This window comes from Janthinobacterium sp. FW305-129 (assembly GCF_020858115.1).
Classification (GTDB): Bacteria; Pseudomonadota; Gammaproteobacteria; order Burkholderiales; family Burkholderiaceae_D; genus Janthinobacterium.
Genome location: NZ_JACYMM010000006.1, coordinates 59972 through 76546, shown reverse-complemented (window position 1 = coordinate 76546; position 16575 = coordinate 59972). Strand labels below are relative to the sequence as shown.

Genomic DNA, 16575 nt, shown 5'->3' with positions numbered 1-16575 from the left:
CCCATGCAACTCGACCTCGACCTCCGCGCCACCTTGCGCTCCGGCAAACGCCGCTTCGACATGCATGTGCAATGCACGTCGACCAGCCAGCGCATCGCCGTGTATGGCCCCTCCGGCGCCGGCAAGAGCATGACCCTGAAAGCCATTGCCGGACTGTTTACACCGGACGCGGGGCATATCCGCCTGAACGGGCGCACGCTGTTCGATTCGGCCGCCGGCATCAATTTGCCGCCGCAGCAGCGCAATGTCGCCTACCTGTTCCAGGATTACGCGCTGTTCCCGCACCTGACGGTGCGCCAGAACGTGGGCTTCGGCCTGGCGCGCGGCTGGTTCAACCCGCGCGCGCGCGAAAAATTGCAGAAGGTCGAGCATTGGCTCGATGCATTCCACTTGCAGGAACTGGCGCACCAGTTCCCCGACGAGTTGTCCGGTGGCCAGCGCCAAAGGGTGGCGCTGGCGAGGGCACTCGTGGCTGAGCCGGCCGCGTTGCTGCTCGACGAGCCGTTTGCCGCCCTCGATCCGGCCCTGCGTGTCAAAATGCGGCTGGAACTGAGCCAGTGGCAGCAGCGCCTGGACGTGCCCATGATCCTGATCACACATGATCCCGAAGATGCGCGCATCCTGGGCGAACATGTGCTTTACTTGCGTGACGGACAAATTGACAGCATGGAAGAAAATAAGGCATTAGGTGAACGCATTGGATAAAGCAGCGGCAGCGGAAATCGGCCTGCAAGGCTCGGTATGGATGACGGTGGGCGGAGAAAACCTGGGCGGCGCCGGGCGGGTGGAATTGCTGGGCGCCATCGCCGAGTGCGGCTCCATCACGCAGGCGGCCAAACTCGTCAAGATGAGCTACAAGGCGGCCTGGGACGCCATCGACGCCATGAACAACCTGGCCGGCGAACCGCTGGTCGAGCGTTTGACGGGCGGCAAGGGCGGCGGCGGCACGCGGCTGACGCCACGGGGACGCCAGCTGGTCGACAATTTCCGCATCATCGAGCGCGAGCATGCCCGCTACCTGCGCCAGCTGGGCAGCCAGGCGGAAGGCATCGCCGACGATCTTTTACTCATACGGAGAATGGCCATGAAAACCACGGCACGCAATCAATTCCTCGGTAAAGTTGCTGAACTGAAACAGGGCGCCGTCAACGACGAAGTCACCTTGGAATTGCCGGGCGGACAGCATATCGTGGCCATCGTCACGCAGGGCAGCAGCGCCAGCCTGGGCCTGGTGCCGGGCGCGGAAGCGTTTGCGCTGATCAAGGCCTCGTCCATCATCCTCGTGGCCGATAGCGCAGGCGCGCGCTTTTCGGCGCGCAATCAATTGACCTGTGTGGTGACGCGCGTGCAGACGGGCGCCGTCAACACGGAAGTGGTGCTGGACTTGCCGCGTGGCGGCACGATTGCCGCCATCATCACGAACCAGAGCAGCACCGACCTGGGCATCGAGATCGGCAGCAATGTGACGGCGATTTTCAAGGCGTCCAGCGTGATTTTGGGCGTACCCGCATAAATTAATCTTTTAGGCGCGACAACCAATCCGCCGCCGCCGCCAGCGCCTGCTCCAGTTCCTGCGCCGTCTGCGCCAGCAGCGCCGGCACCTCGTCCAGGCGGCCCGCGTCAATGGCTTCCTCGGTGGCGAAGGCGGCACGGATCAGGCGCTTCGTGCCCAGGGTGCCGACGGAGCCGCGCACGCTGTGCAGGATGCGCGCCACGTCGCTGTGGCGGCCCGCCTGCAAGGCCGTTTCGGCGTCGCGCACGGGCGTCATGCCCTTGTTCAGCGCGTCTTCCACCATGCGCCGCAGCACGCCGCGCCCCTTCGCATCGCGCCCCATCACGCGCATCAGCGGCGCCATGGAAAACACTTCTTCATCGGCGACGCGTGCCGGCTCGGCCGTCTGTACTGGCGGGCGCTTGGGCAGGTGGCGCAGGATGACTTCCATCATTTCTTCCACCACCACGGGCTTGGCGATGAAATCGCTGATGCCGGCCGTCATGCAGCGCTCGCGCTCGGACGCCAGCACGCCGGCCGTCATGGCGATCACGGGCAGGCTCAAGCGCAGTTCCGTGCGGATGATGTGGGTGGCGCTGAAGCCGTCCATGACGGGCATCTGCATGTCCATCAGCACGATGTCGTAGCGCAGCGCTTCCGTGCGCAGCCGTTCCACCGCCTGCAAGCCGTCGCCCACCACGTCGAGGGTGGCGCCCATGTGTTCGAGGATGCCGCGCGCCACGGCCTGGTTCAGATGATTGTCTTCCACCAGCAGGAAATGCACGCCGGCCAGTTCCGTGCCCAGCGGCTGGTGCAGGATGCGCTGCTCGCCGCCGTCGTGCTTGGCAATCAGCGCCTGGTGCAGGGCATCGAACAGGCTCGAGCCCGTAATCGGCTTCATCAGCACCACGTCGGCCTCGGCCGCGCTGGAGATTTCCTCCAGGTGGTTGCGGGCGAAGGCGTTGACCATCACCACGATGGGCTGGCGCTGGCCGGCCGCCGCCTGGCGGATGGCCTTGGCCGTGGCCAGGCCGTCCATCACGGGCATGTGCCAGTCGGCCAGCACCACGTCGTACGGTTGCTGCTGCGCCAGGCGCTCGCGGTACAGCTCGATGGCGGCAAAGCCGGAATCCACTTCGTCGGCCAGCCAGCCCCATGCCTCGATCAGCTTGACGATCAGCTCGCGCGTGGTGCGGTTGTCGTCGGCCACCAGCAGGCGCAGCTGGCCCAGGGTGGGCGTGCGCCGCGTTTCGGCCGGCTGCGCCAGCATGTCGAACGGCACGCTGAACCAGAAGCGGCTGCCCTTGCCTTCGCTGCTGGCGACGGCGATGTCGCCGCCCATCATGTGGATCAGCTGCTTGCTGATGGCCAGGCCCAGGCCCGTGCCGCCGAAGCGCCGCGTGATGCTCTGGTCGCCCTGCGAAAACGCGGCAAACAGCTGCTGTTGCTGCAGTTCCGTCATGCCGATGCCCGTGTCGCGCACTTCGAAGCGCAGCCAGGCGCGGCCGTTGTCCTTCTCGGCCAGGCTGACGGCCACCACCACTTCGCCTTGCTCCGTGAACTTGATGGCGTTGCCGGCCAGGTTGACGAGGATCTGCTGCAGCCGCTGGGCGTCGCCCACGAGGCGCCGCGGCACGTCGGGCTCGACGGCAATGGCCAGTTCCAGCTCCTTTTCGCCCGCATTCATCGTCATCGTCGTGGCCAGCGTGTTCATGACTTCGTCGAGGTCGAATTCGACGGGCGACAATTCCATGCGGCGCGCCTCGATCTTCGAATAGTCGAGCACGTCGTTGAGGATGCCCAGCAGCGACTGGCCCGCCACGCGCACCATGGTCAGATACTTGCGCTGTTCCGTATCGAGCTTGGTATTTCCCAGCAGATACACCATGCCCAGCACGGCATTGAGGGGCGTGCGGATTTCATGGCTCATGTTGGCCACGAAATCGCTCTTCGCGCGGTTGGCTGCCTCGGCCCGGTCGCGCTCCTGCTCCAGCTCCGCCGCGCGCGCTTCGAGCTCCTGCTGCAGCCGGTCGCGTTCGCTCATCAGGCCGTTGAAGGCTTCCGTCAGCTGGCCGATCTCGTCGCGCTGCTGCACGGGTACGGGGGTGAAGCGGCTGCCGCTGGTGCGCAGCGCCTGCAGGGTATCGCGCAGGCGCACCAGGGGCGACAGCAGGCGCACGGTAACCCAGCCCAGCACTGCCGCGGCCAGCAGCGAGGCGAGGATGCTCCACAGCACCAGCCGGTACAGCACGCCATCGAACGGTTCGAAGGCGTCGTCGATGGGCAGCGAGGCGGCCAGCAGCCAGTTCACCGATTTCAGGCGCTTGAAGCTGTTGACGGCCGTAATGCCGCGGCTGTTGGTGCTGACCATGCTGCCTTCGCCATCGTCCTTCAGCAGCTGGGTCGTCGTCAGGTTGGCGTTCGGCAGGCGCGGCTGCAGCAAACGGCTGGTGTCCGGGTGCAGCACGTAGCGCGGCACGGCGCCGCGCGTGAGGATGAAGTAATAGCCGCTCTTGCCGATCTTTTCCGAACGCAAACGGCCCAGCAGGTTGTCCTTGTACAGGCGCAATACGCCGATCACCACGCCGGCCACCTGGCCATCGGCGGCCAGCACGGGCGCTACCATCTGCACGATGGGCATGCCGCTCGATTTGCCCAGCATCGGTTCCGTGATCATGGGCTGGCGCGTGCGCAGCACGGTCTGGAAGTATTCGCGCTCGGCAACATTGATGCCGGCGCGCCCCGCCACTTCCGGCATGTCGGCCACGACGGCGCCATGCGCGTCGAGCACCAGCACGTCGTCGAACAGCACCAGCATCGAGCGGCGCGAATAGTATTGGCGCAACTGGGCGGGCTGGGCGATCAGTTCCGGCGGCTGCTGCCTGGCCGTCAGGGTGACGATCTGCAGCAGCATGGCCAGCTTGTCGTCGAGTTCGGCGGCGGTGCGGGTGATCAGGGACGACTGCTGGCTCAGCAGTACTCGGGTGAAATCGTCGCGCATGTGCTGCACCTGGATCATCGTGACCAGCGCGATCATGGCGATCGAGGTCAGGCTGGTGGCCAGCGCGACTTTTGCTTTGATGCCAAGAGGCTTCATGATTTCCTTTTCAGTACCGGGCGGCACAGGCGGCAGATAATGCTGTCAGGAATTTTCCTATCAATGCCCCAGCTTGGCAAGCGCCACCGCGCAAATTGCCTGCCCCGTACGGCCTTTTGACGATGTTGCCATATAATTAAAGTCGGAACGTCGTTTATTCAGCGAAATTGCGGTGAAATTGGCACACGGCAACCCTGTATGCAGTAAACTTGTTGTTGCATTTTCTAAAAGGTACCGACATGACTGAAGCGCTACTCACTCCAACCTTGCCCACCGTGAACGTGGAGGCGTTGCGTGCGCGATGCTCGACTTGCAGCATGCATCAATTGTGCCTGCCGATGGGCCTCGATGTGGGCGATATGGACAGACTGGACCAGATCATCGGCCGCCGCCGCAAGATCGTGCGCGGCGCCTCGCTGTTCCGCATCGGCGACTCGTTCCAGAACCTGTACGCGATCCGTCTGGGCCACTTCAAGACGTACCAGATCAATCCGGGCGGCGAAGAGCAGGTGACGGGTTTCCAGATGGCGGGTGAACTGCTGGGCATGGACGCCATCAGCGCCGACCGTCACCACTGTAATGCGGTGGCCCTGGAAGATAGTGAAGTGTGTGAAATCCCGTTTTCCAGCCTGGAACAATTGCTGGGCAACATGCCGACCCTGCTGCGTCATTTCCACCGCATGATGAGCCAGGAAATCACGCGCGAGCAAAGCGTGATGCTGTTGCTGGGCAATATGCAGGCGACGCAGCGTTTTGCCGCCTTCATCGTCAACCTGGCGTCGCGCTACGAGGCGCGCGGCTATTCGAGCAGCAAATTCCAGCTGCGCATGTCGCGCGAGGAAATCGGCAACTACCTGGGCCTGACCATCGAGAGCGTCAGCCGCTTATTGTCGAAATTCAAGAAGGAAGGCTGGCTGCGCGTCTCCAACCGCGAGATCGAGATCTTGCAGCCGGCCAAGTTAAAAGCTATTACGGCCGGCACCGACGTCTGCAAATAAGGCTTACAGCTCTTCATCGGCGTGCAGCGCGATGCTGCGCTGCAACGGCCAGGTCCAGATGCCGGACAGGCGCCACTCGCGCTTGTCGTTTTCCACCAGCACCTGCCAGCGGCTGCGCTCGAGCATCGGCAGCGTCACGGAAAAATTGCCGGCCGCATCGGGCTGCACCAGCAGCTTGATATCCTTTTCCGGCAACGTCGCATGCGCCAGGTGCAGCTGCAGCGGACCCTGGTACGCTTTGCCGAAGCTGTGCACGGAACCGCTGAGGCGCGCTGCAGCGACGTCATACGACAGGCTGGTATCCATCGCCAGGTTGCTGGCGGCCGTGTCGCGCTTCAAATCCTGGTTGATGGCCTTGCCCTGCTTGTAATAATCGCCCACCACCAGCGCATCGGGTTGCGTAAACGCAATATAGCCCATGAAACTGCCGACGACCACGGACAGGCCGGGACCGATCATCAGCAGCCATGGCCAGCGGTGCTTGTACCACGGGGCAACGGGAGGTTGCAGTTTCAGACTGTCGGACATGCTATTTCTCCTGTTTAAACGGCCAGTCCCCATGCGGGGACCGGCCTTCCTGCAACTTCGTGGCGGCGGCGAGGGCACCCGGTCCCCGTCCGCCTTTCCTTGTTAACGTGGCACGATGAATACCGCGCTTTCACGCACATGCAGCGACGGGTCGTCCAGCGATTGCAATTCGATCGCAATCTTGTTCGAGCCTTTCTCGCCGACGCCGTGCGGCACGCGCAGGCGGATCGGCCAGCCCAGCGTTTCCGTCGGCTGCAAGGTCACTTCTTCGCGCGTCAGCAAGGTCAGGCCCGGCAAGCCGGATGCGCTGATTTTGAAATGCTGGCTTTGCTCCGAGGTGTTCATGATCTGCAGGCGGTAGACGTTTTCGATCATGCCGTCTTCCACTTCGCGTCCCATCGAACCGCGGTCGCGGATCACGTCCATCTTCAGCGGCGTGCGCAGGGCCAGCGAAGTACACACGGCGATGATGATCAGGGCCAGGATGGAAGTGTAGATCAAGACGCGCGGGCGCATGGCGCGCTGGCGTATCTGCTTCGAATTGAAGTTGTTTTCCATCGCATGGTCGGTACTGTAGCGTACCAGTCCCCGCGGCCGGTCGACCTTGTCCATCACGCTGTTGCAGGCATCGACGCAGGCGGCGCAGCCGATGCATTCATACTGCAGGCCGTTGCGGATATCGATGCCGGTCGGACACACCTGCACGCACAGGGTGCAGTCGATGCAATCGCCCAGCTTGTCGTTGTTGCCGGCCTTCTTGCTCATGGCGCCGCGTGGTTCGCCGCGCTTGGCATCGTAGGTGATGATCAGGGTGTCCTGGTCGAACATGGCGCTCTGGAAGCGCGCGTAGGGGCACATGTATTTGCACACCTGCTCGCGCAGCCAGCCCGCGTTGCCGTAGGTTGCCAGGCTGTAGAACAAGACCCAGAACCACTCCCAGGGACCGAAATTGAGCGTGGTCACCGCGTGCGCCAGTTCCTTGATCGGCGTGAAGTAGCCGACAAAGGTAAAGCCCGTCCACAGGGCGATGGCGCCCCATACCAGGTGCTTGGCCGTCTTCTTGAACGCCTTGCGCACGGAGGGGCCCTGCTTGTCGAGGGCCATGCGCGCGCTGCGCGTGCCCTCGATGCGGCGTTCGACCCACAGGAAGATTTCCGTGTATACCGTTTGCGGGCAAGAGAACCCGCACCACACCCGCCCGGCAATGGCCGTGACGAGGAACAACAAATACGCACAGATGATCAGCAGGGCCGCCAGATAGATGAAATCCTGGGGCCACAGCACGACGCCGAAAATGTAGAACTTGCGCGTGGTCAAATCGAACAGCAGGGCTTGCCTGCCATTCCAGGTCAACCACGGCAAGCCGTAGAACGCGAGCTGGGTAAGCCATACGCATACCCATCGCCAGGTAGCGTAGCGTCCTTTGGCCTCGCGAGGGTAGATTTGCTCGCGGGCCGCATACATCTTGATGACTTGAGGTTCCATTACATCATTTCACGGGCGTCTGGGGATTCGACAGGCTCCAGACATACGCCGACAGCACGTGTACCTTGGATTCGCCGAGGAAATCGCTGAAGGCCGGCATGGTGTTGGAGCGACCCTTGCGCACGGTTTCCATGATGGTATCGGCGCTGCCGCCGTACAGCCAGATCTTGTCCGTCAGGTTAGGCGAACCGAGCATCTGGTTGCCCTTCGCATCGGCGCCGTGACAGGCCATGCAGGCGCCGAACTTGGCTTTGCCCAGCACGGATTTGACGGGGTCCGAGGTGGAACCGGACAGGCTCAGCACGTAATGGGCCACGTTCTCGACATCCTTTTCGGAACCGAGCGCGGCGCCCATCGGCGGCATTTGCCCATTACGGCCGTGCATGATGGTGGTCTTGATGATGTCGGGTTCGCCGCCATACAGCCAGTCCTTGTCCGTCAGGTTGGGGAAGCCCTTGTTGCCGCGCGCATCCGAACCGTGGCATTGCGCGCAGTAGGTCAGGAACAAACGCTGGCCGATGGCTTGCGCCTGCGGATCGGCGGCCACCGTCTTCAAGTCCTGGCTCAGGTACTTGTTGAACAGGGGACCGTAGTCGGCTTCCGCCTTTTTCAGCTCTTCCTCGTACTGGCCCGTGGATTTCCAGCCCAGGCTGCCGGCGTAGTTGCCCAGGCCCGGATACAGGAACAGGTAGGCCAGAGCGAAGACGATGGTGATGTAGAACAACCACATCCACCAGCGCGGCATCGGCGTATTGAGTTCCTTCAAGTCCTCGTCCCACACGTGGCCCGTGGTGCCGTCGGCGGGGGCGCCGGCGGCCACTTTCACTTTCGACTGCGAGTACAGCAGCACGCCGCAGCCGATGATGCCCAGCAGGGACAGCACGATGACGTAGATATTCCAGAAGCCATTGGTAAAGTCAGCCATGGTTATGCTCCTTCGCCAGGTTCATCTCGGCCTCGGCCGGATAGTCGAGCGCGTCGTCGGCGAACGGCAGGCGCGCCGCCGCGTCGAAGTCGCCATTGCTGCGGCTGAACGTCCACCACAGGATGCCCACGAACGTCGTAAAGGAAACCACCGTCATGACGCTGCTGGCGCTGTCAAACAGGTTTTCGATTGCCATGCTAATTCCTTGTTTTGATTAATGTACCGAGGCCCTGCAGATAGGCGACCAGGGCGTCTTCTTCCGTCTTGTCCTGCAGCTGCGCGGGGCCGGCGGCGATCTCTTCATCGCTGTACGGCTGGCCCAGGCGTTTCAGGGCGCGCATCTTCGGCATGATGTCGTCAGGCACCAGCTTGGTCTTCGCCAGCCAGGGGTAGGCCGGCATGTTCGACTCGGGCACCACGTCGCGCGGGTTGTTCAAGTGCGTGCGGTGCCATTCATCGCTGTAGCGGGCGCCCACGCGGGCCAGATCGGGCCCCGTGCGCTTGGAACCCCACTGGAACGGACGGTCGTAGACGAATTCGCCGGCGACCGAGTAGTGGCCATAGCGTTCCGTTTCCGCGCGCAGCGGACGCACCATCTGCGAGTGGCAGTTGTAGCAGCCTTCGCGCACGTAGATGTCGCGGCCCGCCAGGCGCAGCGGCGAGTACGGCTTCAGGCCGGCGACCGGCTCCGTCGTGCTCTTCTGGAAGAACAGGGGAACGATCTCGACGGCGCCGCCGATGCTGATCACCACCGTGACCAGGGCGATCAGCAGCCAGGGGTTTCTCTCAATCCATGCATGTGAAAATTTCATTTGCTTATGCTCCTATCAGGCGTGCGCCGCGTTCAGTTCTGGAATGCGGGCGACGGGGAGTTTGCTGCCGCGCAAGGTCATCCAGGTGTTGTAGCCCATGATGCACATACCCGACAGGTACAGCAGGCCACCGGCCACGCGCACCACGTAGTACGGATACGTTGCTTTCACGCTCTCGACAAAGGTGTAGGTCAGGGTGCCGTCCGGATTGACCGCGCGCCACATCAGGCCCTGCATCACGCCGGCGATCCACATTGCGGCGATGTACAGCACGATGCCGATGGTGGCCACCCAGAAGTGCACGTCGACCAGGCGCGTGCTGTGCATCTGCGTGCGGCCCGCCAGGCGTGGCAGCAGGTAATAGATCGAACCCATGGTGATGAAGCCCACCCAGCCCAGAGCGCCCGCATGCACGTGGGCAACGGTCCAGTCGGTGTAGTGCGACAGCGAGTTGATGGTCTTGATCGACATCATCGGACCTTCGAAGGTGGCGATGCCGTAGAACGACAGCGAAACGATCATGAATTTCAGGATCGGGTCGGTGCGCAGCTTGTGCCAGGCGCCCGACAGGGTCATGATGCCGTTGATCATGCCGCCCCAGCTTGGTGCCAGCAGGACCAGCGAGAAGACCATGCCGATCGATTGCGTCCAGTCAGGCAAGGCCGTGTAGTGCAGGTGATGCGGGCCCGCCCACATGTAGGTGAAGATCAGCGCCCAGAAGTGGACGATCGACAGACGGTACGAGTACACGGGGCGCTCGGCCTGTTTCGGGATGAAGTAGTAGACCATGCCCAGGTAGCCGGCGGTCAGGATGAAACCCACCGCGTTATGGCCGTACCACCACTGGATCATGGCGTCCTGCACGCCCGCGTAGGCGGAATACGATTTGGTGAACGAGGCTGGCATGACGGCGCCATTGACCACGTGCAAAATCGTCACGGCCAGGATGTAGGCGCCGAAGAACCAGTTGGCCACGTAGATGTGCTTGACCTTGCGCTTGATCAAGGTGCCGAAGAAAACGATGGCGTAGGCGATCCAGACGACGGCGATGAGGATGGCGATAGGCCATTCCAGTTCGGCGTATTCCTTGCCGCGGGTCAGGCCCATGGGCAGGCTGACGACCGCGCACAGGATCACGGCTTGCCAGCCCCAGAACGTGAAGGCGGCCAGCTTGTCGGAAAACAGGCGTACCTGGCAGGTGCGTTGCACCACGTAGTACGAGGTGGCGAACAGGCCGCAGATGCCGAAGGCGAAAATCACCGCATTCGTGTGCAGCGGACGCAAGCGTCCGTATGTCAGCCATGGTATGTCGAGGTTCAGGGCAGGCCAGGCCAGCTGAGCGGCGATGATAACGCCTACCAGCATGCCGATGATGCCCCATACCACAGTAGCGACCGCGAATTGCTTCACGATCTTGTAGTTATAGTTCAGCGATTGATCCACAAAGACTCTCCCTGGAATTACTATTTATGATGGTGGCCAGAGAGTAAGTGTTTGACCGCGAAAAAACTTTGATGTGGATCAAAATTCCCCGGATGAAATAAGCGTAGCGAACTGGCATCGAAATAAAGTGATATTCCGGTCAAAAAAGCCATGCAAGATCCCTGCAACAGCTGGCTTGACATGGCGTAAAACGTGCATGGAAGCAATGACTTACAGTGGCTTGTCCAGACACGCCCAAGGCCCGCCATGGAAGACCCCGAACGCCGCGACCCGTTTGATGCCCCGGTGGACCTGGTCGTCGGCAAGGCCGAGGGCACGACCCTGTTAGATCACGGCAAGCTCGCTTGCCTGGTGCAGGCGCCGTCGCCGGGCATCGTCATCTTCGTGCATGGCGTCAATTCCGGCGGCGAGTGGTACGGCGCCGCCGAAGCCGGCTTGTGCCAGGGCCTGAACACGCGCATGAAGCGCTGCGACGAGCACATGGCGCATGCCACGGCGCAGGCGGGGCAACTGACGCCGGTGGGCTATCGGAGCGAACTGAGCGATGACGGCTATGTCGATCCCGACTACACGGCCGCCACCTTCATCGGGCCGCAAGCGCATTTCTCGCCCGTGATCCAGTTCCGCTGGGGCTACAAGGCCAGCGACAGGGAATTGCAGCAATATGGCGATCTACCTGAACGAACACGCTGGTTTGTCACAGCCAGGGCAATATGGCGGGCATGGCGGCCGCGTTTCTGGGCAATAAGATGGCCGAGGTGCAGGATGCGGCGGGCAAAAGCGGGCGCTGCGTGGCCGATACCTATGTCTTGTGAACCCGCCCTACAGCCTGTTGCGCAGAAACGACACGGAAGGCTGGCTGCAGGGGCAGGTCAGGGATGTCGATGGCAATGTGGGCCGGCAGAGCGGCGAGGCGCGCCGCAAGACCCCGGCGGCGTTTTTCGATATCGTGCGCGGTCAGGCCACGGAGCCGCCCATGTCTGCCGTGCTGGCGGACATGGCCGCCAACGTGCGCCATGATTTCACCCTCGACAAGAACAGGGCCGCCTATGCCTGCGGCCCGCAGCCCACGACGCGCGGCCGCGTCACCCTGTATTGCAATCCGCACGACCAGGTGATTTCCGCCACGCCCATCCAGGGCATGGGCTGGTTGGGTCTCAGCGCCGAAGAGATCAAGGCCACGCGCGGCGCCGGCGTGTTTACCCAGCGCGTGTTTGCGCAAGGCTTTCTACCGAGGCGGCACTGCGCTACGAAGACCATGCCCGCCTGCGCATGAAGGCCCGCCGCGGGAAGCTCGACGGCAATGACGGCAAGGCGATGATGGAAGACGACCTGTCCACCGCCACGCCGGAATACTTGCAATGGCGCAAGCAGGAAATCCAGGGGCAACTGGCGGCCACCTGCGACACGCATGCCACCGACCACTCCACCATCCTGACCAATCCCCGGCACGCGGAAATGGCACTGGCATATGACGTGGCGATTGGGGTGTGCCATATCAGCGAGAAGGCGATGCGACAACTGCGCATTGCGGCAGATTGGCGTCTTTTAATTACTGGTAATGAAATGCTGCCATTGAAAATATTTCGTGAGTATTTTTTGACGGGAACGTTCAAGGAACTGCCATTGCTGGATTGGGTGCGCAGCGATGACAGCACGGGAAGCATGCCTTCTGAGATTGTGGATGAGCGCATGTACAAGCGCCCGGAGACCTCCTGATGCGCAACTTGATCGCTACCTTACCGCGCAGGCTGGGCTGGAGCATCTTTGTTTTCAGTCTTGCGTCTGGTATTGCACTTTGGTCGGTATTGCAGGCCCCGCCAATCGACGTTCCTCTTGAAGAAGGATTGCTGATGAAACGACTATTCTTGATGCCGGCATTGCTGGCGCTTGCCGTGCTTTTTTTAACATCGGCCTGCGCCAGCAAGGCACCTGTGGCGTCACCATTTGCCGCCGTTATCCCTGCTGCGCCCGCGCAGCCGTATATGGCGCAGGTGGTGGGCGTGCAGTGGCTCAATCCCCTGCAGCGGCGCGATTATCCGACCGAGTGGCAATTGCTGTGGACACTGGGCCTGGCCAAGCCGAACAAGGACGATAGCAAAGTGAAAGAGAACCCCGTGCGTTTTGGCAAGGTGCAATCGATCGGCATGATTGCCTATGGTAATAACGGTAGCGAAACCTTTAAAGGCTACCATCAGCAATACGTTGCCGAGTTAATTTATCGCTTTCGTGACATTTATTTTTCCTGCAAAGAGTATTTTTACAACGCCCATTCGCTGACCGACAAATCCACGCGCCGTGAACTGGCCGGCATTCGTGTCGAATATGCGCTGCCTGCGGGACGTCTTGATCCCATAGAAGCTGGAGAATATGTGCAGGATACAATCAGGCGCGCTTTCAGCATCGGCAACCCCCATTTCCCCGATTCCTGGACCACGGCCACGCCGCCCGACGTGCGCGTGACCCTGGGCGGCGCCAATGCGGGCTTTACGTCCCTGGCGGCGGGGCTGGCTTACCTGCAGGCGAACCCCGACAAGACGGTGTGGGTGATGAACTGGGATGCGCCCAGTTATCCGCCCAGGGATGAGCAGATCAATGAAAACATGGTCTTGCTGGTGCTGGCCGGTCCCGGCTACAAGACGGAGCGCGCGCCGCTGGCCTGGCTGGGCTTTCCCGCCACGCGCAAGGTCGCCGATTTCAGCGCCGGCAAGGGACAGTCCCCGCGCGCCGTGCAGGCGTGGAGCGCTGCCATCGACGCTGCCGCCCGGAACGCGCAATTGAACGACGACGCCATCGGCTACGTCATCCACGATGCGGGCGCCGTCTATCCTGCCTCGTCGGAGCGCATTGGCCCGCTGGCGCAAAGCCTGACGCAGCAATTGCCCGACTTCGATTTCAACAAGCAGACCTTCAACATGCCGGCGCTGCTGGGTGAAACGGGCGCCGGCACGGCGCTGACGAACGTGGCGCTGGCCATCGCTTATGCCAACCACGTGGGCCGGCCCGTGCTGGTGGCGGGCAGCAGCGACAGCGAGAGCGCGACTGCCGTGGTGGTGGCGCCGCCGGCCGTCGTGCGGCCCGTCGACCACGAACAGCCGTGGTTCCGCGCGCGCGGCGGCAATACCGTGTTTCTGCCGTGGTGGGGCCGGCGCTTCGATGCGCGGCCGGGGTCGCAAGGCTATTCGCGCTGAGGCGCGGGCGGGGCGGCCGCTTCCGGCGGCGTATCGTCGTCCTGCAGCACGCGCAGGCCCGGTCCGACGAGGTCGTCGAACTGGCCGCTGTCCGAGGCCGTGAAATACACCCACAGCGCGATGAAGACGACCACGACGCTCAAGGGGATGAGGAGATACAGTGCTTCCATGTTCAGGCTTTCCGCAGGCGCAGGGCGTTGGCGATGACGACGGCCGAGCTGGCAGCCATGCCGACGCCGGACAGCCAGGGGTTTAAAAAGCCCAGCGCGGCGGCCGGGATGGCCGTCAGATTGTACAGCGTGGCCCAGCCCAGGTTCTCGCGGATGATGCGCATGCTGCGCGCCGCCGTCTTCGCCGTGTCGAGCACGGAGACCAATTGGCTCGACAGCAGCACCGTGTCCGCATGGGCTTGCGCCAGCGCGGCGCCGGAACCCATGGCGAAGGAGACGTCGGCGCCGCTCAGCACGGCGGCGTCGTTGATGCCGTCGCCGACCATCGCCACGACGGCGCCCGTCGCCTGCAATTGCTGCACGAAATCGAGCTTTTCATCGGGCAGGCATTCGCCGCAGGCCGTGGCGATGCCCAGCTCCGCCGCCACGCTTTGCGTCAGCGCTTCCTGGTCGCCGCTCAGCAGCACGACTTGCTTGCCGCGCCGGTGGAAATACGCGACGACGTCGCGCGCTTCCGGGCGCAGCGCATCGCTGAGCAGGAAGCGCGTCAGCCACCGGCCCTGCGTGCCCAGGTACAGCGGCGTCATGCCCTGCATGCCGACGGCCGTGTCGCCCAGCGGCGGGCCGGCGACGGCGGCGACAAAGGCCGCATTGCCCAGGCGGTAGCGCACGCCGTCGACGATACCCTCCAGGCCCTGGCCCTGCACTTCCTGTAATTGTTCCGCAAGCATGCGCGGTGTTTCTCCCGCTGCTGCCAGGATCGCCTGCGCCAGCGGATGGGCGCTGCCCGCTTCCAGCGCGGCGGCCACCTGCAGGCAATCGTCTTCCGTCATGCCGTCCAGGCCCTCGATCTGCTTGAGCACGGGCCGGCCCAGCGTCAATGTTCCCGTCTTGTCGAAGACGATGTGGGTGGCGCGGTGCAGGGTTTCGAGCACGTGCGGCTGGACGATCAGCACGCCGCGCCGCAGCAGGCTGTCGGTGGCGGCCGCCAGCGCCGTCGGCGTGGCGAGAGACAGCGCGCAGGGGCAGGACACGACCAGCACGGCAATCGCCACGGGCCACGCTTGCGCCGGATCATGCCAGCTCCAGAAGGCGAACACGGCGACGGCGAACAGCAGCAGTCCCAGCACGAACCAGGCCGCCACTTTATCGGCCCACTGCGCGATCTGCGGCTTGCCGCTGCCGGCCCGCTCGATCAGTTTCAGCAGGTCGGACAAGGTACTTTCGCGCGCCGGCTTGAGCACGCGCAATATCAATGCCGCGCTGGCGTTGATGGCCCCGCCCGGCACCCGCTCGCCCGTTTTCCTGCGCTGCGCCGCGCTCTCGCCCGTCAGCAGCGATAAATCGAGCGCGCTCGTGCCTTCGATGATGACGCTGTCGGCGGCGATCGCCTCGCCCGGTTTCACCAAGATGATGTCACCGACGGCCAGGCTGCCGGCCGGCACCAGGGTGGTGGCGCGGTTGGCCGGGAAGCCCGCCATCAGCGAGGCGGACGCGGGCAAGGCGTGCTGCAGCCGTTCCAGCGCCGAGGCCGCCTTGCGGCGCGCCTGCAGCTCGAAATAGCGGCTGCACAGCAGCAGGAAGATGAACATCGTGGCCGAGTCGTAATACACCTCGCCGCGTCCCGTAAAGGTCGCCACCAGGCTGCCGAAGAAGGCCGCCAGGATGCCCAGCGCCACGGGCACGTCCATGCCCAGGGTGCGTGCGCGCAGGCTGGCCCAGGCGCCCTGGAAAAACGGCATGGCCGAGTAGCAGATGGCCGGCAAGGTCAGCAGCAGGCTGGCCCAGCGCATCAGGCTGGCCATATTCTCGTCCAGCGTGCCATCCTCGGCCGCCAGATAGGAAGGCGCCACGTACATCATGACCTGCATCATCGACAGGCCGGCCACGAACAGCTGGCGGCCCAGGGTCTTGCTGGCCTTTTGCAGGCGTTCGCCATGGCGCACGGCGTCGTACGGATAGGCCGTGTAGCCGACTTGCCGCACGGCTTGCAGGATGTCGCCCGGCTCGCATTCGGCGCGGCTCCAGCGCACGTACAGGCGCTCCGTGGCGACGTTCAGGCTGGCCGCCTGCACGCCGGGCAGGCGCGTCAATTGACGCTCGATCAGCCAGACGCAGGCGGCGCAGCGGATGCCTTCGACGGACAGCGTCGCCTCGCAACTGCTGGCGTCGCGCGCGAATTGCGCGTCGTCATTGCTGTACAAACGCAGTTCGGGCGGCACCATGGCGGCGCCGGCCGCGTTGACGGCGTACTCGTCGCGGTCGCGGTAATACGCGCTCTGGCCGATGTCGACGATGGTTTGCGCCACCGCTTCGCAGCCGGGGCAGCACATGGCGCGCGGCACGTCGTCGATGGTGACGTTCCAGTTCGAGCCGCTTGGCACGGGCAAGCCGCAATGGAAACAGGCGGAGGGTTGTAAAACAGCATTCATAG

15 protein-coding genes and 1 pseudogene are annotated in these 16575 nt (G+C 63.3%); 7 read left to right on the top strand and 9 right to left on the bottom strand.

All coding sequences use genetic code 11. The annotated features are described in order from the left end of the window. The first annotated feature begins 3 nt into the window (after positions 1–3). Positions 4–705, top strand: coding sequence for a sulfate/molybdate ABC transporter ATP-binding protein (locus IGS61_RS13495; RefSeq protein ID WP_230540054.1), 702 nt, complete (start codon positions 4–6; stop codon positions 703–705). Further along, positions 689–1513 (top strand): TOBE domain-containing protein, encoded by an 825-nt coding sequence (locus IGS61_RS13490; RefSeq protein WP_442908067.1) that lies wholly within the window; start codon positions 689–691, stop codon positions 1511–1513. Before IGS61_RS13495 ends, IGS61_RS13490 begins: the two co-directional genes overlap by 17 nt. A 1-nt stretch (position 1514) precedes the next feature. On the opposite strand, the gene IGS61_RS13485 is transcribed toward IGS61_RS13490, so the two are convergent. Continuing rightward, the gene (locus IGS61_RS13485; protein ID WP_230540053.1) at positions 1515–4589 is read right to left on the bottom strand and encodes a response regulator; all 3075 of its coding nucleotides are present in this window, start codon (positions 4587–4589) and stop codon (positions 1515–1517) included. Positions 4590–4828: 239 nt separating this feature from the next. Here IGS61_RS13485 and fnr point away from each other — a divergent pair, with 239 nt between their 5' ends. Then, positions 4829–5587 carry a fumarate/nitrate reduction transcriptional regulator Fnr gene (fnr, locus tag IGS61_RS13480; protein WP_046681780.1) on the top strand — a complete coding sequence of 253 codons (759 nt, stop codon included), beginning with the start codon at positions 4829–4831 and terminating at the stop codon, positions 5585–5587. A gap of 3 nt (positions 5588–5590) precedes the next feature. On the opposite strand, the gene IGS61_RS13475 is transcribed toward fnr, so the two are convergent. The 6 genes from IGS61_RS13475 to ccoN all read right to left on the bottom strand — a co-directional run bounded on the left by IGS61_RS13475 (position 5591) and on the right by ccoN (position 10780). Next, positions 5591–6115, bottom strand: coding sequence for a FixH family protein (locus tag IGS61_RS13475; RefSeq protein WP_230540051.1), 525 nt, complete (start codon positions 6113–6115; stop codon positions 5591–5593). Between the two features lie 102 nt (positions 6116–6217). Then, positions 6218–7600: a cytochrome c oxidase accessory protein CcoG gene (ccoG, locus tag IGS61_RS13470; protein ID WP_230540050.1), complete on the bottom strand. Its 1383-nt coding sequence runs from the start codon at positions 7598–7600 to the stop codon at positions 6218–6220. A gap of 4 nt (positions 7601–7604) precedes the next feature. Further along, positions 7605–8525, bottom strand: coding sequence for a cytochrome-c oxidase, cbb3-type subunit III (ccoP, locus tag IGS61_RS13465; RefSeq protein WP_230540049.1), 921 nt, complete (start codon positions 8523–8525; stop codon positions 7605–7607). Then, complete coding sequence (locus IGS61_RS13460; protein WP_230540048.1) at positions 8518–8721, bottom strand: cbb3-type cytochrome oxidase subunit 3; 204 nt, start codon at positions 8719–8721, stop codon at positions 8518–8520. The genes ccoP and IGS61_RS13460 overlap by 8 nt, the downstream gene beginning before the upstream one ends. Before the next feature lies 1 nt (position 8722). After that, positions 8723–9337, bottom strand: coding sequence for a cytochrome-c oxidase, cbb3-type subunit II (gene ccoO / locus IGS61_RS13455; protein ID WP_086144255.1), 615 nt, complete (start codon positions 9335–9337; stop codon positions 8723–8725). A gap of 15 nt (positions 9338–9352) precedes the next feature. Next, on the bottom strand, positions 9353–10780 hold the full coding sequence (ccoN, locus tag IGS61_RS13450) for a cytochrome-c oxidase, cbb3-type subunit I (protein ID WP_046681775.1): 1428 nt from the start codon (positions 10778–10780) through the stop codon (positions 9353–9355). 246 nt (positions 10781–11026) lie between these two features. On the opposite strand from ccoN, the pseudogene IGS61_RS28015 reads away from it, so the two are divergent. The 4 genes and pseudogenes from IGS61_RS28015 to IGS61_RS13430 form a co-directional block, all read left to right on the top strand. Next, positions 11027–11434: pseudogene (locus IGS61_RS28015) on the top strand (T6SS effector phospholipase Tle3 domain-containing protein); the annotation flags it as partial. 157 nt (positions 11435–11591) lie between these two features. Continuing rightward, positions 11592–12056 (top strand): T6SS effector phospholipase Tle3 domain-containing protein, encoded by a 465-nt coding sequence (locus IGS61_RS28010; protein ID WP_442908066.1) that lies wholly within the window; start codon positions 11592–11594, stop codon positions 12054–12056. Beyond that, the gene (locus tag IGS61_RS13435; RefSeq protein WP_230540045.1) at positions 12053–12499 is read left to right on the top strand and encodes an effector protein Tle3 domain-containing protein; all 447 of its coding nucleotides are present in this window, start codon (positions 12053–12055) and stop codon (positions 12497–12499) included. Before IGS61_RS28010 ends, IGS61_RS13435 begins: the two co-directional genes overlap by 4 nt. Then, on the top strand, positions 12499–13971 hold the full coding sequence (locus IGS61_RS13430; RefSeq protein WP_230540044.1) for a virulence factor: 1473 nt from the start codon (positions 12499–12501) through the stop codon (positions 13969–13971). Before IGS61_RS13435 ends, IGS61_RS13430 begins: the two co-directional genes overlap by 1 nt. On the opposite strand, the gene ccoS is transcribed toward IGS61_RS13430, so the two are convergent. Then, positions 13959–14141: a cbb3-type cytochrome oxidase assembly protein CcoS gene (ccoS, locus tag IGS61_RS13425; RefSeq protein ID WP_100875003.1), complete on the bottom strand. Its 183-nt coding sequence runs from the start codon at positions 14139–14141 to the stop codon at positions 13959–13961. The genes IGS61_RS13430 and ccoS overlap by 13 nt on opposite strands. Before the next feature lie 2 nt (positions 14142–14143). Then, a complete protein-coding gene (locus IGS61_RS13420) occupies positions 14144–16573 on the bottom strand; it encodes a heavy metal translocating P-type ATPase (RefSeq protein ID WP_230540043.1) in 2430 nt (809 codons plus the stop codon). Positions 16574–16575: the final 2 nt, after the last annotated feature.